This window comes from Blautia sp. St.27G3, from assembly GCF_059728505.1.
Genome location: NZ_BAAGFO010000005.1, coordinates 117,729 through 137,287 on the forward strand (window position 1 = coordinate 117,729; position 19,559 = coordinate 137,287).

General features: G+C 45.8%; 25 protein-coding genes. 5 read left to right on the forward strand and 20 right to left on the reverse strand.

Annotated elements, in window-relative coordinates:
* Window positions 1-178: 178 nt before the first annotated feature.
* From AC6I2O_RS19155 to AC6I2O_RS19170, 4 genes are read right to left on the reverse strand one after another with little or no spacing between them, the layout of a single operon-like run.
* Window positions 179-901, reverse strand: a complete 723-nt coding sequence (locus AC6I2O_RS19155; protein ID WP_120393156.1) for a hypothetical protein — start codon at window positions 899-901, stop codon at window positions 179-181.
* A 10-nt stretch (window positions 902-911) separates the two neighbouring features.
* Window positions 912-1,634 carry a hypothetical protein gene (locus AC6I2O_RS19160; protein ID WP_120393157.1) on the reverse strand — a complete coding sequence of 241 codons (723 nt, stop codon included), beginning with the start codon at window positions 1,632-1,634 and terminating at the stop codon, window positions 912-914.
* Entirely contained in the window at window positions 1,624-2,508 is an 885-nt protein-coding gene (locus AC6I2O_RS19165) for an ATP-binding cassette domain-containing protein (protein ID WP_120393158.1), read from the reverse strand. Before AC6I2O_RS19165 ends, AC6I2O_RS19160 begins: the two co-directional genes overlap by 11 nt.
* A 3-nt stretch (window positions 2,509-2,511) precedes the next feature.
* Entirely contained in the window at window positions 2,512-2,880 is a 369-nt protein-coding gene (locus AC6I2O_RS19170; RefSeq protein WP_120393159.1) for a GntR family transcriptional regulator, read from the reverse strand.
* Between the two features lie 351 nt (window positions 2,881-3,231).
* Here AC6I2O_RS19170 and AC6I2O_RS19175 point away from each other — a divergent pair, with 351 nt between their 5' ends.
* From AC6I2O_RS19175 to AC6I2O_RS19195, 5 genes are all read left to right on the forward strand, one after another.
* Window positions 3,232-4,140: a helix-turn-helix transcriptional regulator gene (locus AC6I2O_RS19175; protein ID WP_497743503.1), complete on the forward strand. Its 909-nt coding sequence runs from the start codon at window positions 3,232-3,234 to the stop codon at window positions 4,138-4,140.
* Between the two features lie 131 nt (window positions 4,141-4,271).
* Entirely contained in the window at window positions 4,272-4,727 is a 456-nt protein-coding gene (locus tag AC6I2O_RS19180; protein WP_497743497.1) for a GyrI-like domain-containing protein, read from the forward strand.
* Window positions 4,728-4,856: 129 nt separating this feature from the next.
* Window positions 4,857-6,071, forward strand: a complete 1,215-nt coding sequence (gene pepT, locus AC6I2O_RS19185; protein WP_120393162.1) for a peptidase T — start codon at window positions 4,857-4,859, stop codon at window positions 6,069-6,071.
* A 280-nt stretch (window positions 6,072-6,351) separates the two neighbouring features.
* A complete protein-coding gene (locus tag AC6I2O_RS19190; protein WP_120393163.1) occupies window positions 6,352-7,386 on the forward strand; it encodes a threonine aldolase family protein in 1,035 nt (344 codons plus the stop codon).
* A 23-nt stretch (window positions 7,387-7,409) separates the two neighbouring features.
* Window positions 7,410-7,961, forward strand: coding sequence for an HAD family hydrolase (locus AC6I2O_RS19195; protein ID WP_497743498.1), 552 nt, complete (start codon window positions 7,410-7,412; stop codon window positions 7,959-7,961).
* A 26-nt stretch (window positions 7,962-7,987) separates the two neighbouring features.
* On the opposite strand, the gene AC6I2O_RS19200 is transcribed toward AC6I2O_RS19195, so the two are convergent.
* The 16 genes from AC6I2O_RS19200 to AC6I2O_RS19275 all read right to left on the reverse strand — a co-directional run.
* Window positions 7,988-8,239: a hypothetical protein gene (locus tag AC6I2O_RS19200; RefSeq protein WP_289133336.1), complete on the reverse strand. Its 252-nt coding sequence runs from the start codon at window positions 8,237-8,239 to the stop codon at window positions 7,988-7,990.
* Window positions 8,240-8,243: 4 nt separating this feature from the next.
* Entirely contained in the window at window positions 8,244-8,822 is a 579-nt protein-coding gene (locus tag AC6I2O_RS19205) for a hypothetical protein (protein ID WP_289133335.1), read from the reverse strand.
* Window positions 8,809-9,114, reverse strand: coding sequence for a hypothetical protein (locus AC6I2O_RS19210; protein ID WP_289133333.1), 306 nt, complete (start codon window positions 9,112-9,114; stop codon window positions 8,809-8,811). Before AC6I2O_RS19210 ends, AC6I2O_RS19205 begins: the two co-directional genes overlap by 14 nt.
* A 1-nt stretch (window position 9,115) precedes the next feature.
* A complete protein-coding gene (locus tag AC6I2O_RS19215) occupies window positions 9,116-9,448 on the reverse strand; it encodes a hypothetical protein (RefSeq protein WP_289133331.1) in 333 nt (110 codons plus the stop codon).
* Between the two features lie 124 nt (window positions 9,449-9,572).
* A complete protein-coding gene (locus tag AC6I2O_RS19220; protein ID WP_497743318.1) occupies window positions 9,573-9,779 on the reverse strand; it encodes a phage holin in 207 nt (68 codons plus the stop codon).
* Complete coding sequence (locus AC6I2O_RS19225) at window positions 9,766-10,101, reverse strand: hypothetical protein (protein ID WP_497743319.1); 336 nt, start codon at window positions 10,099-10,101, stop codon at window positions 9,766-9,768. The genes AC6I2O_RS19220 and AC6I2O_RS19225 overlap by 14 nt, the downstream gene beginning before the upstream one ends.
* 1 nt (window position 10,102) lies before the next feature.
* Window positions 10,103-11,320, reverse strand: a complete 1,218-nt coding sequence (locus AC6I2O_RS19230) for an RNA-directed DNA polymerase (protein WP_497743320.1) — start codon at window positions 11,318-11,320, stop codon at window positions 10,103-10,105.
* A gap of 202 nt (window positions 11,321-11,522) precedes the next feature.
* Window positions 11,523-12,014, reverse strand: a complete 492-nt coding sequence (locus AC6I2O_RS19235; RefSeq protein WP_120484336.1) for a hypothetical protein — start codon at window positions 12,012-12,014, stop codon at window positions 11,523-11,525.
* A complete protein-coding gene (locus AC6I2O_RS19240; protein WP_120484335.1) occupies window positions 12,014-12,154 on the reverse strand; it encodes an XkdX family protein in 141 nt (46 codons plus the stop codon). The genes AC6I2O_RS19235 and AC6I2O_RS19240 overlap by 1 nt, the downstream gene beginning before the upstream one ends.
* 19 nt (window positions 12,155-12,173) lie before the next feature.
* A complete protein-coding gene (locus AC6I2O_RS19245; protein WP_497743321.1) occupies window positions 12,174-12,482 on the reverse strand; it encodes a hypothetical protein in 309 nt (102 codons plus the stop codon).
* 105 nt (window positions 12,483-12,587) lie between these two features.
* Complete coding sequence (locus tag AC6I2O_RS19250; RefSeq protein ID WP_497743322.1) at window positions 12,588-13,568, reverse strand: hypothetical protein; 981 nt, start codon at window positions 13,566-13,568, stop codon at window positions 12,588-12,590.
* Window positions 13,569-13,589: 21 nt separating this feature from the next.
* Complete coding sequence (locus AC6I2O_RS19255) at window positions 13,590-13,916, reverse strand: hypothetical protein (protein ID WP_497743323.1); 327 nt, start codon at window positions 13,914-13,916, stop codon at window positions 13,590-13,592.
* An 11-nt stretch (window positions 13,917-13,927) separates the two neighbouring features.
* Window positions 13,928-15,436, reverse strand: a complete 1,509-nt coding sequence (locus AC6I2O_RS19260) for a hypothetical protein (protein ID WP_497743324.1) — start codon at window positions 15,434-15,436, stop codon at window positions 13,928-13,930.
* Complete coding sequence (locus AC6I2O_RS19265; protein WP_497743325.1) at window positions 15,436-16,509, reverse strand: siphovirus ReqiPepy6 Gp37-like family protein; 1,074 nt, start codon at window positions 16,507-16,509, stop codon at window positions 15,436-15,438. The genes AC6I2O_RS19260 and AC6I2O_RS19265 overlap by 1 nt, the downstream gene beginning before the upstream one ends.
* A 2-nt stretch (window positions 16,510-16,511) precedes the next feature.
* Complete coding sequence (locus tag AC6I2O_RS19270) at window positions 16,512-19,340, reverse strand: phage distal tail protein (RefSeq protein WP_497743499.1); 2,829 nt, start codon at window positions 19,338-19,340, stop codon at window positions 16,512-16,514.
* A partial coding sequence (locus AC6I2O_RS19275) for a hypothetical protein (RefSeq protein WP_497743500.1) occupies window positions 19,337-19,559 on the reverse strand: 223 nt, incomplete at its 5' end. The genes AC6I2O_RS19275 and AC6I2O_RS19270, both read right to left, overlap by 4 nt.

Below are 19,559 nucleotides of genomic sequence, written 5' to 3' on the forward strand. Positions count from 1 at the left end.
CCTACTATAACATAGTTTAAAAAAAGAATACAGAAAAAAATGGACGCACAAAATTTCTGCGCGCCCTTTTCCTTCCCTTTTATTCTACTATTTATTTTATTTCTTGAAAAGTTTTTTCTGTAAGCGTCCGGCTGCCCAGAAGCTACTGTTCCTGCTATCTGCATCTTTGTTGCAAGGCTTACACCGTTACCTGCTGCCTTCTAAGTATCCCATAAGTTACAAGAAAGCCGACGATACAAAAAACAACCCCGCCTGTCAGCCAGGCGCTTCCCGGAACTACTTTCGTGATCATAGCCAATAAAGATCCAAACTTTCCAAATACCGAATCCGGCGCCTCTTCGACAGCCTCTATAATCCTCGGCCCTCCGATACAGGTCAGCATCCAGAGCCCCCATAAAACAAAGTGTATTTTTTTGCCAAACCGCATGCCCAGTGCTCCCCAGAGAACTGAAAATACAGACAGGAAAACCGCTACCGGTACACCCCACTCCAGCAGATACGGGATCAAATTTACCGATTTTTCCAAATCAGGATACAGCCATAAGCCAATCTGATTTTCTGCTATAGCAGTAAGCACAACAAGGCCTGCTCCCATCAGATTTATAATCAGACAGGTGAGATAATACGATACAAAAAAACGGCCGCGGGTACACCCCATTGAAATTTCCAGATTGAAATACAGCTCCAGAGACATCATTCCGATAAAACCAAGAAAAATTACGGCCAGTGCAGCTCCCATAACCGTTCCAATCGGAATATACTCCTTCGTTTCTTCAGCCAGAAATCCGCTGATTACACGAAACAGTACGCCCCCTACCAGCCATCCTCCCAAGATAATAGCCAGGCAGGCCATCCAGTTTTCCCATTGAACCCTGATCTGTTTTTTTATTACAGTAAGCATATTCTCCTCCTTACACGCGAATCTCAGCGTTTCTCGACACAAACCAGGAAAACAATCCTGATACCACATAAAGTAAAACTCCTGCCAGAAGCACGCTTCCGCCCTTTATTCCTGCCAGATCAATGTAGCTCACCTGCTGCAATTCCAGAATCCCTTCGCCTGCATGCAATGCTACATAAATCCCCAATGCCATTCCGCCTGCCATACAGACCAGGAATATAATGATTCCTCCAATCTTACCCCACCGCAGAAAAACAGCACCCAATATCAAACATACTGCAATCATTGCCAGTATTATTCCCATAAAAAGCGGCATTGCCATAAGTCTCACCTCTGCCTCTTTCCCTGGTACAAGCTTCCAGATAAGTGCCATCAAAGCAGCCAGAAATAATGCCACTCCTCCCTGACTCATCCAGACCCCGGCTATAGCGGCGCTTCGCGTCACATTCATTGAAATAAGAACCGGAAAGTAAACCTGGAAAAATGACAATACCATCATCAACGTCAGAAATCCTCCGACCATCAGGAGCAAATACGGAAATCCAAGCAGGATATCCGTCAACGCTTCCGGACTTCTGCCAAACCAACGCACCAAAAGCAGAAGAAGTGCTCCACTTATGATAATTTCTATTTCCTGCAGAATATTTCTTCCCCAGAAACAAATATTGCTTCTGATATGGTTTCTCCGGCTCTTTTCCGGTATCTGCACTTTATTTTCCGATCTATCTGTCATGTCCATGCTCCTCTCCGCACAGTGCCACAAATATTTTTTGCAGAGTCATCCTCTGAATCGTGATATCTGCCGATTCCGGCACCTGCTGACCTTTTTCCAGAAGCACTGCAACTCCTTTGCTTCTGCCCATATGTTCCTCGCGGCAGATATGCAGGCCTGCTGCTGCCTTATTTACGTCATCCTCGTGCCCGCTGATATGAACGCTTCGTTCTAATAAATCCTGTGTATTTTCTTTCAGAAGAATCTTTCCCTGGTCCAAAATAATGACCTCTTCCAGAACCTCAGCCGCCTCCTCGATGATGTGCGTAGATACGACAAAGGTACGCCCTGTCTCGGTATATTCCTCCACCAAAAGCTCATAAAAGCGTTCTCTTGCCACAACATCCAGCCCTGCAACCGGCTCATCCAGAAATGTAAATTCCGCCTTGCTGCAAAATGCCACAATAATGGTCACCATGGAAAGCATACCCTTGGAAAGCTTGCTGATCTTCTTCTTCACATCCAGGTCAAACTCTCTGACCAGACGTTTTTCCATCTCACTGTCCCAGTATGGAAAGAAGGTGGCTGCAATCCGCAGATATTCTTTTATTTTCATTGCATTAGCATTGTTTCCGGTCATCTGGTTCAGTTCCCTTGAAAAGCACAGGTGCCGTAATACCTGCGGATTCTCCCATACCGGCTGCCCATCGAACGTCACACTTCCCGCACTCGCCGGGTTCTGCGAAGTAAGAATGGAGAGTAATGTCGTCTTTCCTGCACCGTTTCTGCCGATCAGACCATAGATCTTTCCAGCCTCCAGCGTCAGATCCACATCCTGCAATACGTTTTTATGTCCATATGTTTTTACAACACCTTTTGCAACTAATTCACTCATGTTTTAATCCTCCCTTGACTGCTCGATCATTGTGATCAGCTCTTTCTTTGTAATCCCCAGGCTTCCTGCCTCTGCCAGAAGTTTCTTTACGTAATCGTCATAAAAATGCTCTTTCCGTTGTTCCATTATCCTCCGTTTTGCCCCCTTTGCCACAAACATGCCGATTCCCCGCTTTTTATACAGGATTTCCTCGTCCACAAGCAAATTTACGCCTTTTGCCGCTGTCGCCGGATTGATCGCATACAATTTTGCCAGCTCATTTGTACTTGGTACGCGCTCCTCTTCCAGAAGAATATCCCGTAAAATATCATTTTCAATCATTTCTCTGATTTGAATATAGATGGATTTCTGCTGTGTTAAAATTTCATTCACGCTTTTTCACCTTCTTTTCGTTTCTATTTGCATATTCTCCCAACCTCATACCCCTTTCACTGTCTTTTTCATGATTTCAAATTTACTTTGCCTGTCCTATTGTTTCTTTTCTGTTTTCTGTTCAGTTTGTTATCTAGTTCATTACTTGTGTAATTAACCATATAACAAACCCACCTATTTGTCAACCCTATTTTTTTATTTTTTCTTTGTGTTTCCATCCAGAAAAGCAGTGGCAATCTGTACAGAATTATAGTAAAATTTTGAAAACGTCGTAAGATTTGCCCGATTACAGAGATGCTTTCAGATCTGACTGTCAGACGTTTCTATTGCAAATCAGAAAGGACCATGAGTATGAAACTTGACCGGATGATCGGAATTCTTACAATCCTTTTACAACAGGAGAAAGTAACTGCCCCACAGCTTGCAGAAAAATTCGAGGTTTCCCGACGCACAATCAACCGGGATATCGAAGCGCTGTGCATGGCGGGAATCCCACTCGTAACCGAGCCGGGCAGAAATGGCGGTATCTCCATCATGGAGGGCTATAAAATCGACCGTACTCTGCTCAGCACCTCAGACATGCAGGCAATCCTGGCCGGACTTCGAAGCCTTGACAGCGTCAGCGGAACGAAACGCTATGCCCAGCTGATGGAACAACTGTCGGCAGGCGCCTCAAACCTGCTTGCCGGCGATACGCATATTTTAATAGACCTCTCCTCCTGGTACAAATCATCGCTTTCTCCGAAAATTGAACTGCTGCACAGTGCAGTCCTGACACGACGAAAGGTTTCTTTTACCTACTTTGCGCCAACCGGGGAATCTCAGAGAACAGTGGAACCGTATGATCTGCTTTTTCAGTGGGCCAGCTGGTATTTATGGGCATGGTGCGAAACCAGACAAGCGTTCCGTTTGTTTAAGCTCAACCGTATGACCGGACTACAGCTGGATGATTCATTTGAAAAACGTCCGGTTCCGCCGCCTGATTTATCCCGGACACAGATATTTCCACCAATGTATCAAGTAAAAGCGCGCATACAGCCGGAATATAAATGGAGGCTGGTCGAAGAATACGGGCCGGAAAGCTTTACGGTCTGTTCCGATGGTACACTTCTTTTTTCCTTCGGTTTTACAGATAAAACAAGTCTTGTTGGCTGGATTGCTTCCTTTGGAGGCGGAGCGGAACTTCTGGAGCCGGAGGAGCTCCGCCAGGACGTTCTGACTTTTGCAGAAGGAATCCGAAAAAAACATCTGAAACCATGACAGATAGATGTCATGGTTTTTTTGTTAGAATGTGCAGGTAAAGTAAATGCAAGGTATGGTTTATGACGGACGAACTGTGGCAGGGATAGGAACCGTAAATACATTATGATTAGAAAGGATGGATTTTTGTTATGGATTATGAAGTTGTAACGTTGGAGAGAAAAATTGCGGTGGGCGTATCGGCCCGGACGAGCAATGCTGCTCCGGATATGGGAGCTGTGATTGGCGGACTGTGGGAGAAATTTTATGGCGAAGGAATCCACGCTTCTGTTCCCGGTAAAGTAAATAAAAAAGCGCTTGGAATTTATACGGATTATTCGGCAAATGAAAAGAATGCTTATACTGCCATGGCGGCCTGCGAGACAGATCAAGAACCGCCGGCCGGCGTTTATTCTGTTTGCCATATTCCGGCTGGTCGGTATGCAAAATTTGTCGTGCACGGGGATATGGTACAGGCAGTTGCAGCAGCGTGGATGGAAATCTGGCAAATGAATTTGCCAAGAGCTTTCCAGTGTGATTTTGAAGAATACCAGGACGATTGTATGGATAACGCAGAAATCCACATTTACGTGGGACTTAGCGAATAAAACGTCTTTCGTTTGCTTGTTTTATAGAAGGAAAAATGGTATGATACCCACAAAAAGCGTTTTATACTGGTAAAGTATCTGTACGCGACACTACCTGGAAAGGAGAGGGGTCATGCCCCCAGAAGAACCATGAAAGCATATGAGAGATTGTTAAATTATGTGAAAATTCACACGACCAGTGATGAAGACAGTACCTCCGTGCCAACCACGCAGCGCCAGTTTGATCTGGCTCGGATTCTTGTAAAAGAAATGGAGGCACTTGGCATCCAGGATGTGCGCATGCAGGATACCTGTTACGTTTACGGTACGATTCCTGCCACACCTGGATATGAGAATTGTCCGGGGATTGGTTTTATCGCGCATATGGATACCTCACCTGATTTTTGTGGAGAACATGTAAATCCGCAGATTCATGAAAACTACGATGGTAAGGATCTCGAAATCGGAAACGGAAAAATCCTGACGCTCGACAAATTTCCTCATCTTGCTGGCCTGACTGGACGCACCCTGATTACAACGGACGGGACCACGCTTCTTGGCGCAGATGACAAAGCCGGTATTGCTGAAATTATGACGCTTGCAGAAGAACTGATTAACAGCGATCTGCCCCACGGAAAGGTCTGCATCGGCTTTACCCCTGATGAGGAAGTCGGCGGCCAAGCGGCAGATTTTGATATTCCTGGTTTCGGCGCAACCTACGCCTACACAGTTGACGGCAGCGGAGAAAACGAAATTGTGTATGAGAATTTCAACGGCTGCGGCGCCCAGTTTGAGATAAACGGGTTCAATATCCACCCAGGAGAAGCCAAAAACCGTATGATTAACGCCTCCCTCGTTGCCATGGAGATCAACGGTATGCTCCCGGCTGCGGAAACTCCGGCGCACACAGACGGATATGAAGGCTTTTTCCACCTCACCCAAATGGAGGGCAATATCGAACACGCAAAGCTCCAGTATATTATCCGTGATCACAGCGCAGCGCACTTCGCCTGCCGGAAAGAAATACTCCAGCATATTGAAAAAACAATCAACGAAAAATATGGAGCAGGCACAACTACGCTTACAATCCAGGATCAGTATTTCAATATGACTGAGATCATCGTCCCGTGCATGCATCTGATCGACAATGTCAAGGCTGTTATTCGCGCGCTTGGCATGGAACCGGATGTCTCGCCAATCCGCGGCGGCACAGACGGTGCGGAACTATCCTTCCGCGGTCTTCCCTGTCCGAATCTCGGCACCGGCGGCTATGCGTTCCATGGGCCGTATGAGCACATCACGGCAGAGGGGATGGATCTTGTCGTAAAAATTATGCGTGGTATTGTGGAAAAATATGCCCAGTAAAAAGTTCCTGTATTTATTACAGGTTCTCTGAAAGTATACCGTAGACAACTTCCTATTGACTGAATTATTTTGGCCGTCACGCTCGCAGTGGCGGCCATTTTCTTCTCTCAAAATCTAATACAACCGTTACCATACACGAAAACACTTTTTTTCGGACCAAAATCATGATAAAATGTGCAAAGTAAAGCCTTTATGAAAAGCAACAAGAGTGGGTTATTCCTTACTGGCTTTCAGGGAGATTAACCATAAATATATTGTAGTAGAAAGAAGGAAGTATGTTATGATTCGTTTTAACAATGACTACAACCACGGCGCCCACCCTGCCATTCTCGCGGCGCTCGCCGCTGAAAATGATAACAGTTTCGGCGGTTACGGCCTGGACTGCTGGTGCGAACGCGCTGCACAGGAAATTAAAAAATATCTGGATTGCCCTCAGGCCGATCTTCATTTTCTTATTGGCGGAACGCAGGTGAATTATACGGTAATCGCCGCCCTGCTTCGTCCCTGGCAGAGTGTCATCTGTGCCGATACGGGACATATTCATGTCCATGAAACCGGAGCAGTCGAAAATACCGGACATAAAATCCAGGCGCTTCCCGCTGAAAATGGAAAAATTACCGCGCAGCAGATTGACGCGGAAGCCGGCCTTTATGCATCCAGCGAAATTAAAGAACATATTACACAGCCTAAAATGGTTTATCTTTCTTTTCCCACTGAATACGGCACCATCTACAGCCTTCAGGAGCTGACGGAAATCCGGTCAGTGTGTGACAAATATGGCCTGCTTTTGTTTGTGGACGGCGCACGCCTCGGTTATGGACTCGGAGCTGACGGCTGTGATGTTACGCTGGCCGATCTCGCACGCCTTTGCGACGTCTTTTACTGCGGTGGAACCAAATGCGGCGCGCTCTTCGGGGAGGCTGTTGTCTTCACCCGCCCGGGACTCGCTGAGGGCTTCCGCAGCGCCATAAAACAAAACGGCGCCATGCTTGCCAAGGGCTGGCTGCTCGGATTACAGTTCTATACCCTATTCAAAGACGGATTGTACTTTGATATGACCAAAAAAGCGGTCCTTCAGGCTATGCAAATCCGCCAGGCATTTCGTGAAAAAGGGATTTCAGCCTACATTGAAAGCCCCACGAACCAGCAGTTTGTTATTCTGGAAGACAGTATAATGAAAAAGCTCGCACAAAAATACATTTTTGAATTTGAACTGAAACTTGACGATACACACAGCTGCGTCCGTTTCTGCACAAGCTGGAGCACCACGCAGGAAGAGATTGACGCTCTTGTGGCAGATATCCAGGCATTATAACAACCTCGGGAGGACAACATATCATGATTTCTACCATTTTATTTGACCTTGACGGCACTTTGCTTCCTATGGATCAGGATGTTTTTGTCCGGTCTTATTTCAAAGAGCTTGCAAAAAAACTGCTGCCTCTTGGTTATGAGCCGGAAAAGCTCATTCAGACCATCTGGACCGGCACGGAAGTTATGGTCAAAAATGACGGAACCTGCACCAATGAAGAACGGTTCTGGAACTTCTTCTGTGAAGTTTACGGAGAGGATGCAAGGGCTGCGCATCCGGTATTTGAGGAATTTTACCGCACCGAATTTCAAAAGGCCGCTGCAGTCTGCGGGCTACACAAAGAAGCGCGAAACCTGATTGACGACCTGAAAGCACACGGTTTCCGGCTCGTACTTGCCACCAACCCACTGTTTCCGGCAATCGCTACGGAAAGCCGTATTCGCTGGGCCGGACTTGAACCCTCTGATTTTGAGCTGTACACCACGTATGAAACCTCACATTACTGCAAGCCAAATCCTCATTACTATTATGGAAACAAAAAATCCAGCATTTTCAATGCTTTCATCGGTGAAGTGTAGGAATAGTCAAGAAATAAACGACTTTTCTACACTTTCCGATACACCGTTTTACCCTTTATTTCAGAGCCGGAAATATCTTCAATGTTGTTCCCATTCAAATCCTGAAGGGTATCGTAAAAGCACTGTTCGTCCGGATAATTGCTGAACAACGTTCCGGTAACTATTGTACCATCTGCCAGGTGTGCAGTGCAACCCTTGAATAAGGTATCGGGAGTAACCGTATCGTTCGTGAGGTCGATTAGAATCTCTGTACCGTAAACGACCTTATTTACAGCCATCTAATCACCCCGCAATCGTCACCGTTGTACCCCCTGCCGAATTAGCAGACTCAACGTAGGCAATAGGATTTATCACAACCTGGGACAGATAATCAACTCCGTCATCAGGAAGGATTGTTTGCTTTACCGTAGAAGGCGTCACGGTCTTTGCCTGCGCCGTAACGTCCGAAGATGGTTCACAGTCACCCTCTACTCCCAGAACATTGACGCCCTTCTTAATATTGCCGGGTATGAGCTTAGCCCTTTCAGTTGCATCAAGCTGTACCGTGCCTGAGCCGTCGTGATAACCGATTGGAATCGTATAGACCGAATCTTTGTCTGTAATCTCCTCGGAAACGGCCCCATTGTTCTTCATGTTACCGGAAACTTTGTTACCTCTTGCGTAGGCTGTTTGCCCGTTGAGAATTTCAGCAGCGGTTGCAGTAGCATCCGTAGAATCTACATCAAACTGACAAGTGCCTTCAATTACTTCACCGCTCTTGTCGTGGGCAGTGTAACCAGCCAGCAGTTTATCTTTCGTAACGCTGTCGCCGGTCAAATCAATCAAAGTATTGCCCCCGTAAATCACCTTATTGATCGCCATTTGCATCCACCTCCTTTGCAATATAAGCGGTCGTGCCGTTGGACTCGTTGCTGGTTTCCCAATAGGGAACCCCCGTAACCAAAATATCCTCCTTCAGCACCTTATTTGCGGTGTTCAAAATCTGAGAACCGGATGCTTTGGGAACGACCTTGTAATCCCCGGAATAAGTGTCATATTCCCTTGTCACGCAGATTGACCCATTCAGACTTTCAATCCCAGAAAGAGTCCCTTTCAGAACAGATTCTCCCGATATTTTTCCGCTTAACGAATCCAGCGCCCGTATACCGCTCATATCAGCACACCTCCTCTGTTATTTTAATTTTAGAGGCAGTGATGAACGTATCCACTTCGCCGGACGCCTTCGTCAATTGGACATCGTACACATAAGTTCCAAAAGCGAGGTCTTTTGTATCTTCCGGGTTCAAAACCAGTTTCAGCGTATCAATCGGAATATCTTTTACCAACAAAGTATCTTCATCCGTATAGTTGGCTTTCATCGCGAAACGAACAGAATCCCCTTCGGATGGCACATATGGATCTCCATTTGATTGGCTAATAGAAATCTGAGCCATGAAAGTGTCGCCTCGCGTAAGAGTAATGGTTGTTCCGGAAACCTTATAGCTCATAGCTCTCCTCCATTTCTGTCTGGCAATCGAAAACGGCTATACCCTCTACAATAATAAAAGCCGCCCACACACGATAGGCAGCAAATCATAGACGAGTATAGCCGTAAAGATTGCGTTTGCGATATTACTTGGTGTCCTTGTTGTAGTTTGCGGCGCTGATTCCCAGAAGAACGCCCAGGAAAGTGTCAACAGCCGTAATGGTACCGACTACCTGCTCACCACAAGGCAGATTCCAGATGCCGGCCAGCGCAAAATATAAAGTGCCGGCTGCCGGAAGCAGATACTGCGCAATCCATTTCAGGGTATCGTAGGTTTTGTTACTCATCTTCATGATTGGTTTCCTCCTTGTATTGTGACTTGTGTATAGGTAATTTGTTTACCTCGTTCATGATCCGTTTGGCGGAGCCGTTTCCGCCCATCTTCTCATAAGGCTTATAGAGATATTCGTAGAGATTTTCATACTCATCCGAGGTAATGTATCCCCGCTCTATGTAGACCATGCCCAAATACATAATCCGGTCATGTCCAAGCCCTATGAGCATTTCCGTTTTCACGTCTTTTTTCTCAAGCCGCTTTGTTATATAGGCCCACAGCCCAGAAGACGCAAGAACTGAGCTAAATATGGTAAGTAATATTTGAAACCATTGTTCCATCTCATACCTCCTGTAAAATATTTTGTGGCGACCTATCAAATATAACCAGCTTCTTGTTTACGACTGTTACTGTCTTGTCGAATAGGTCTTCATACAACCGCATAAGATTTTGACGCTGCTGCCTGGATAAAATCTTGTAGAAACTACCCATCCAACCACGGAACATATTCTCCACATTTTCATAGAGAACTTCTCCGTTTGCAACTTTAACAGCCAGTTTCTTCAATTTTCTGCGCATAGTCGTAACCCTATCCGGATTGATTCTTTTAATGATTTTTCCATCCTTGGTAAGTGTGTATTTCACTTGCAGGAATTTGTATGTACTGGATATTTTAACGATGCGAGTCTTCTTCTCATTGATGTGAATACCCAGTTCTTTGGCGATTACACGAATATGCTCAAGCAAGTCCACCAGTTCTTCTTTGCTTGGGTTCATGATGTACCAGTCATCCATATAACGACCGTAAAATTTCTGGCTTCTTACATATTTCACATAGTTGTCAATTCGGTATGGATAATAAATCCCGATGACTTGTGAAAGCTGATCGCCAATATTTACCGATTTTTCCGTCCACTTCTCGCCGGTTAATTGTTCCTTTGGTATCTCCCTGTAATCCAGCTTATTAAAAGTGTCGGTCATACAATTGGCGTATTCTTCATCCGTCATGTAAGAAACATCAATTTTAAACCCGTCAAATATAAGTGTCAGAAGCCAGTCGATAAACTCGTCATCATCAAAGAGCTTTAACAGTTCCCGCTTCGCTATCTCATGAATGATATTGTCGTAGAATTTTGAGAAGTCTCCGAATAGAATCCATCCTTCGTTGCCATACTGCTTGTAGTACCGTCGGAGATGCACCTCAAAACGCTCTCTTTGGTGTGAAATTCCTCTACCTTTGATGGAAGCGCCATTATCATAAATAATATGCTTCTTGACCTCTGGTAACAAAATCTCGTCGCATAAAGCATGGCGAACAATGCGGTCTCTGATTCGGATACTTGAAATAGGTCTTACTCGGCCCCGTTCAGACAAAGAAAACTCTTCAACAGGACCATTTTCCAAAGTCCGGTTAAGAAGGTCTTCCTGGATAGAAAATATATACCTGAGAAAGTTCATGATGAACTTCTGCGTCGTTTCTTTCCATTTGCTGCCTTTTACGGAAGCCTTGTAAGCCCTATACAAGTTGTTGGCGTCAGACAAAATCTCTTCATACGTCATAATTATTCACCGTGATAGCAATACTTACCGTAGTAAATTGCGTCCAGCTTTGTCATTTATCCTTGACGGAAAGGACAACGTCTCCTTCTCAGTTGGTTAGACAGAGAATCCGGACGAACCCAATTAGAGTTCGAAGCGTTGTTGTAGTTCGTATTGCCATTGTTGTTCACATTAGCGAAATTAGCCGAAGAAACGACGCGATTTAGACATTGCCCTGTAGGTATGCTTTGATTTTGTTGTCACGCTGACGCCATTTCTTTATCAAACCGATTTCTCGGTCGATAGCATTAACATATCTGCCATAGGTATTAACGTCCACCTCGAAGATTTCCACAATTCGCTGAAGCTCTTTGAGAATCTGCTCGCAATTTATAATTGCATTGTTCTGGTAGTCCCGCCGCTGTTCATACTCACGCATAGAAGTGGGGTAAGTCGAATTAGCCGCCCTCACGTTGCTCGTCAATTGGGATGCCAACTGGTCGATTCGATTTTTGAAATTAGTCATCAAATATCGATACTTCGCAAAGTCTTCCGTCTCATCCTTTCCATAGGCATAACGGACCCGTACCAGATGGTCTAAATCTTTTACCCCAAAACTTCTCTGCATGAAGTCAAGCAGCATGTCATGTAAATCTATCGAGAAGGTAATGGCCTCAAATTTGGATTCCTTCCGTTTACTTGCCAGAACGCTCATCAATAAGCGGCTCCGGTAATCTCAGCAAACTCTTCCTCGGTAATCCAGCCCTTTACTACGGCATTACGAACGCGGGTCAGATCCCACAGCTTTCTGTTGTAGAAACCCTTTACTTTGTCGTAATTCTTGCTATGTTCCATGGTGCTCTCCTTTCTTTTCTTAAAGCTCGACGTCGCACATCATAGCGAGATATTCGAGGTCGGACTTGAGCTTTGCCTGTTCCAGTTCTTTCTGCGGAATATCCCGAAGGACAAACCACGACTTTTCATCGACGGTCGTTACCTGAACCAAATCCATATGTTCATGAATTTCCTCATTGGTTCCGTCGCTGATGATGACAGGGGAACACGTTCCGTCGAAGATGGAAGCGTCAATAGCCTCCTCGGAAATGAAATTGTTCCCGTTCATGGTAAGGTTGTCAAGGACGGTTCCATCGGCAAGGGTGATTCTATAAGTTTTCTCATCCATTTTGATTCTTCCTTTCACTAATTTTTTCTGTTATAACACAAAAGCTCGTCACCTGAGTACGGTGTTTTCTTCCGGAGCAAGGGGGCACGAGGCCCCCAGATTTAGCTAACCAACCAAACCGAAGACCGGACGAACCCCAAGAGAGGCCGAAGCGGCGGAGCAGCCCGCAGCGCCAACGCTGCCCACAAGAGCGAAATTAGCCGAAGAAACGACGTCTCTCAGCCACTGAGTCTGTCTCTGCGGGTTGATAAATCTCGGATACAGCTTCATCAACGCCAACTGGGTCTTGTCGATGGTGTAACGGTTCGGAACGAAAGAACCGTCTCCGGCCGGAGTAAACACCAGACTTCCGTACATCATAATCTCGTTCGGAAGCTCAACCGTAGAATCATACCAGGCGCCGGCAGAAGGATAACCGTTGGTTACGGCATTAGTCAGATATTCCCTGTGAGTGAGAATATTGGCAGAACCGAAAGCCGAGTTCACCAAAGTTTTGGCGTTAGCCAGGTTAGCCGTATACATCAGTGATCCGACATAGCCGCCGGTAGTAATGTTGGTTTCATTCATCTTAGCGCTGTACAAAATGGCATCCGGCATGATTACCAGATGCGGCGTCGTGCAGGCAGTATCACCATCGTTCAGCCAGTAGTTGATATCGACGATTCTCCAAATCCTGTCTCCGATGCTCCAATAGTCCCCGATGAAGAACCCCTTGAATGTCCCGGCCTTAATCTGGGCTTTCTGAGCCGCAGTCAAAGCCGTTCCAAGATTCTTTCCGCGGAAAATATTCCGGCGCTGCTCCACAGAGATGACCGCATCCAAAATCCCCCAGAAAGCATCGTTGACTGTAATCCCCTTGTTGCCGTCCGCAGCAGAAACCATCAGCTTGTCCGTCGCAGAAACCGACGAAACCTGGGTGAGCTGCGAAACATCCATCTTGGCAAGATAGTCCTGAGACGAACTAACCGCCACGAGTGCCGCAAGCAAATCTCTCGCAAGGATTGTTTTTGTCCCGCCATCCCCGTCCACAAGCAGAACATTGTTGGCGAGGAGCTGCGTTACTTTTTCGTAATCTGTAATTTTCATTACTTAATCCGCCTTTCTTTTTTAATTTCTAACAAATATAGCCTGACTGAAAATCGGGTTGTTCCCGCTGTCAAGAATTTGTTCGGTTGAATAAGACCGACCGTTCAAGCCCCTGGAATTGCTGTCTTTTACAGCATCCTCTACTGAGTCTAATACAGAATATAAACCTCTTCTTGCATTATCTCTGAGGTATCCGGACACCTGAAATTCTTTCGGTATGCCCTCCATGAATTTAGCCAACAGACCAGAGTAGGTCCGGCTCTCAATTGGATTCTCATTGTTATCCATAACCGGATTTTTCTCCGCATCTGTAATTGCTGATAAGAACACAAAGATGTTATCAAACATAGGCTCCTCCTTTACTTCGTGACAAATATGGTTTTGCCTCTGATGACATCACCTTTATCATCAAGGAGCTGCTCTGTCTGATCTGCCTCCGGATTGTTCACATACAGCCATGTACCGCCATCGGTCAGAATCTGATAAACCGTGAATTCATTGGCGAGTCCGTCAAACGCCTGCTCGATGGCCGCCAACCGTCGTTTCACATCTTCGAGCTCATCGCTGACGTCGGACCCCTTCTCAACAACGAACGTAACCCGTTTTCCCTCAATCGGCTTATTATCGCCATCCAGAACCGACGAGTCAGAAGAGTCGTTAAGGCTGTCATAAATCGAGTGGGTATTTGTAAGCTCATTTTGAAAATCCGCAAGCTTGTTTATCCGCTCATTGAGAATGACAAGCTCGTTGGCAAATGCCGAAACGTCCTCCCCGTCAATGAGATCCTTAATGGAATCCCACCAGTCCCGGAAGTCCTTGTCGATGGAATTCTTCCAATCAGTGAACTCTTTGGTGTTGGCGTTCACATAATCGTAGAACCAACCGCTCCAAAGCGCTTTCCAATTGGCGTTCGTCTCCTGCATTTCGACGGTCTGGCTGCTGAAAAACTCCTCCCACTGATGTTCCCAGTTCAGATAGGCTTCCTGAATCTCTGTTGTCTGAGCTTCAAACCATATCCGCCACTGGTTTTTCCAGAAAGAGCTGTACTCTGTGAAATCATCGGTTACAAGCTTTTTCCAGTATGCCAGTTCCCGGCTGCTGTTGTTGACGTAGTCGTAAAACCACTTTTGCCACATGTCTTTCCAGTAATCAGCAGTGTCGGTAATTTCATTCACATGTGCGTTATAAAACTCCTCCCACTGATGTTCCCAGTTCAGATAGGCTTCCTGAATCTCTGTTGTCTGAGCTTCAAACCATATCCGCCACTGGTTTTTCCAGAAAGAATTTGCCGCCTCCATATCGGCAGTCTGAGCGCCATAAAACGCTTTCCACTGGTCTCCCCACTGCGCCACCAAAGCATCAATGGACATCTTTTCAAGGGGAGCTGTGACGAACGGACACGCCGATGTACCGACACAGTTCGTAATGTTCGCTTGTCTGATTGATGTCACGCCGGCATTCACACGAATATAAGCAAGAGGGTACTGCCAGCGGTCATTCGTCTTTATCAGCGTCGGATTCTTCGGGCTGGATGCGGGAGTTCCTTTAACAATCTTGATCGAGTTCGCCCGCACCGATTCCCTGGCATCAACTTCCAACACAACCGCGTCAATCCGGTTCAGAATTACTTCTGACAAGGGAAGCGTCAGAGGCAATAGGGCATCATTCAATGTCCATGTGTGATTAAACCATGCTCTGCCGATTCCGACATTCACCATCATACCTTCGGATTCCTTGACCATCATGGCAGTCCCATAGTGCTGCAAAACTCCATCCCGAATAATCCCATCAAAAATACGGGACATTTGAATTGCGTCGTATCTTCGGTCATGGTTTTTGGAATTGTAAAACCCATAGGTAACACTCATTATTCATCGCCTCCTTCCGTTGTTTTAAATGTTGGATATACGGATGCTCCTTCAGAATCTTCGGTCATGACAATTTCCACAATCCGGGCTTTCGTTTCATGCCCATACTCGTTCGCAATCTGAACGACATCACCGTTGAAGAAATCTTCACCGTATTTGAACATGACGGTGGTTTCCACTTGTCCCTCGAATGATGTAACATCCGTATTCTCCGCTAACTTTTCTCTCCCTCTTTGTTGCAGCAATGCCGTATACTCTGCATCGGTTAGGGTGACATCGTTGCCAACATCCGAAGAAATATCTCTTGCATCGGTAAAAAGCTCCCGGCGGTTCAAACCGCTTCCGCCGCCAACTGTCGTGTATCTTCTTGCAGAACCTTCTCCCTCACCGCCAACCAGCGTAACGTTTTTCAGCGCCGACTTTGATTCGACATAGTTGCTGTTGATGATGTTCTCGAAATTGGGGGAAAAGACCACATACGGATTCACAGTCTGGTCGTAAGACCTGTCAACACCGGCATAGAGCTTGAACACGAATTGCTTTTTATCGTTCAGTGTAATCTTGAAACCGATATCACGTTCACTGCAAATCTTGTTTATCACATCATATAGATTGCCCCCTGTATACTGAGCATCAATTGTCAGCTTTGTAATTGCCGGGTCCGTAGATGCTTCAAAAATGAAATTGCTGATGCGGCGGTTGCCGTCGGAAGGGGAGATGATGTTTTCGTTAAGGAGCGTCTGGATTCCATTTTGAAGATTTCCTCTTATGGTCCGTTGCCCCCAGACAATTCTCCTGTCCAAGATAGATTCCAACGACCTACCGGTTACAGTGATATGATTTCCGTCCTCGGAATCCGAAGTGATTCTTATCTTTTCAATAATCATGCAATGCTCCGATTCCCGATTCTGCAAATAGTAATCTTGCCGTATGTAACTGAGAATGGTACTTGTCATAGATGTAAAAAGCTCGAAATCGCCATACTCGTAATACCGGTCCGTCCAGATAAAGGACTCGTACACATCCACAATGGAGACCGCATCCAGATTTGTGTTTAAAACTATCAAATCCATCACTATACCCCCTCGTAAATGATTCGATTCTCTATCTTGAACTGCAAGTTACTGCTTCCTTCTTCTGCCGTATAAGCAAACACATTGTCACCTTTCGCAAGCTGAAACCAATCGGCAGCTTTATCCAAACAGTTCAGAATATTGATTGTTTTTCCGTTCCGCAGAAGAGTAATGGACTTTTTCCCTTTGACAGTACAGATAGTAATTTCATCGCCCGCTACAATTCCGGAACCCGTAAAAGCCTTCATCTTATCAGTATCAATGCGCATAATCTCACGAGTTCCGGTATTGTATATGGTGATGTTTCGTGCTTCACCGATGGCATGAATTGTAATCGTCACACCAATCTCAGCATCTCCGCTGTACACAACTGTTTTTTCCATCTGATTCTGGATCTCGCCCATTTCCAGCAAGCATTCATACAAGGATTCGTTGCTGAAAGGGAACTCAAATAACGGTTCTACACCATAGAAAATAGTGGTGTTGATCCCATCTTCCCCAGCAGAGTAAAAGAAAGGATTCGGACACACAATGGAGACATCCGAACCCTCATCTTTACTGAATATATCCGGTTCATTCGATTCGGTATACCCGTCAATTTCTGCTGAACGGTTATCCGTTTCAATCAGCAGCGTAAGTTTTTTCTTTATCGGAAAATACTTGTACGATAACTGACGCACATCCTCGATCGAATCTTTCCATAGATACTTCAAAGAAATAACTATGTTCCGTTTCTGGAGTCTGGCAGAATTAAACAAATCTCCATCGGTTGTAGCAATTTCGGTGGTATTGATGTTCGCTTTTCCAGACCCCAGACCGGTTACGGAGGTAACTACGAAACCGGATTCCTCCGGCCTCGCAAGTACCAACTTAATACTATCGCCAAGATAGTTTGTCACGGTGATTGACTTAATCACGCTATTCACCATCCTTTCCATCGCCGAGAATTGATTCTTTGTCTGCCGATAAATCTCAACTCTCGACAGTGCCTTAGGCGAATAGTTATACTGATTAAAGTTAAACGTACTACCTTCATTCGGAGAATTTTCTCCATTTTGAACATCTGCGGTATCCTGCCGATTCATGCCTGTACTGATGGACATCGCCTGCGTTCTGCTGAACATTGCGTTCAATCTGCTCGTTCCGGCTTCCACATTCGACAAGTCAAGAACCGGACGAATGGTCGGCTGAGTATCAATGTCGCTGTCAATGAAATCTTTGACCTTGGAGATTGCGTTACCAAGTCCCGTTCTTGCGGCTTTTGCCATTCCAGAACCGGCCTTATACGCTTTCTCTGTATAATCGCCAATCGCATTTACAAATGCCACACCGAAGAAGTCACCAATCCGGTACCCCACCTTGGAAGGGGAGTGCTCGTCAAGTTCTTTCTCTGCGGCCCTTGCTGCCGCTGCTGCCATAGCTCTTGCTTTCGCTTCAGCTTTGTATGTGTTTTCACTGATACCTTTCGCAAAGCCATCTACAAGATAGGAACCGGCATCGTAGAACTGTCCGTAGTAATCCTTAACCCCTGTGATAGCTCCACCGAGACTGGATGTAAACGCATTCTTTGCATCAGCATCTTTACTCCTTACCCCGGCGATGAATTTCACCATGCACTGTTCGCCTGCACTTTGAAACTCTGAATACTTGTTCTTAATCGCAGTTAAACATCCGCTGATGATATTCGTAAACGCGTTTCTGGCATCTGCATCTTTTGCTCGAACACCTGCGATAAACTTCACCATCGTCTGCGTTCCAACCGACTGAAACTCTGAATACTTGTTCTTGATCGCCGTCAAACAGCCGCTGATGATGTTTGTGAATGTGCTCCGAGCGCTGTTGTCCTGGGTTTTTACCCCGGCGATGAATTTCACCATCAGAGTAGAACCCGCAGTTTGGAAATCTCGCTGCTTTGCATTGATTGCTATAAGCACCGCCTGAACCAATGCTGTGAATGTCGTTGTCAACGTGCCTTTCTTGGCGTTTGCGGCATTCACGAAGGTCGTCAGCATATTAGACGCAGCCGCCGTCACCTTTGAATTTGCGTTATTGAACGCGTTGATAAAACCGGTAATTCCAGCTTCTCCAAGTTTCGTCAGAGCGGAGTCGAACGATGTCATTCCACTGGTATCCAATCCAGCCATACCGTTTGCCATATCAACCAATCTGTTTGTCTGTGTAATCACACTCGATAACAGTCCGGTATCAATGCTGCTGATATAACTGTAGTAGGAGCTGAAATATGAACCGAAAGAACTCATATCTTTACCAAAATCGGCAAGCGTTTTGTCATCGGAGAACCAGCCACCTTCTTTTGGCAAGCTCTTTTGAAGCTCGACAATTGAAGTTGCAGCATTTGTGGTTGACGTCACGATACCGGCATCAACATTTTTCATGTAATCAGAGTATTTTGAAAAGTTCTCGCCAAACAGTACCAAGCTTTCACCAAACGCTCCGATATCGTTATCTCCGGCAAACCAACTTACAAGACCACCCTTATTCGGTAATGTGTTCGCCAACTCGGCCAAAGACTTTCCTGCCGTCGCGGAATTTGTTATAGCGTCTACGTCAATTCCGGATATTGCATCCGAGTAAGACTTCATCGCCTTTCCAAACGGAACAAGCTGTTCGCCAAACGCTCCGATATCGTTATCTCCGGCAAACCAACTTACAAGACCACCCTTATTCGGTAATGTGTTCGCCAACTCGGCCAAAGACTTTCCTGCCGTCGCGGAATTTGTTATAGCGTCTACGTCAATTCCGGATATTGCATCCGAGTAAGACTTCATCGCCTTTCCAAACGGAACAAGCTGCTCGCCAAATTCTTTCATGTCGTTTTCGCCGGCAAAGAAAACCAAGCAACACCACCTTTATTCGGTAATGTGTTCGCCAACTCGGCCAAAGACTTTCCTGCCGTCGCGGAATTAACAATGGCATCAGCATCCAGTCCTTTCACAGCAAGAGAAAATCCCATCATAGCTTCGCCAAACGGAACAAGCTGCTCGCCAAATTCTTTCATGTCGTTTTCGCCGGCAAAGAAACCAAGCACA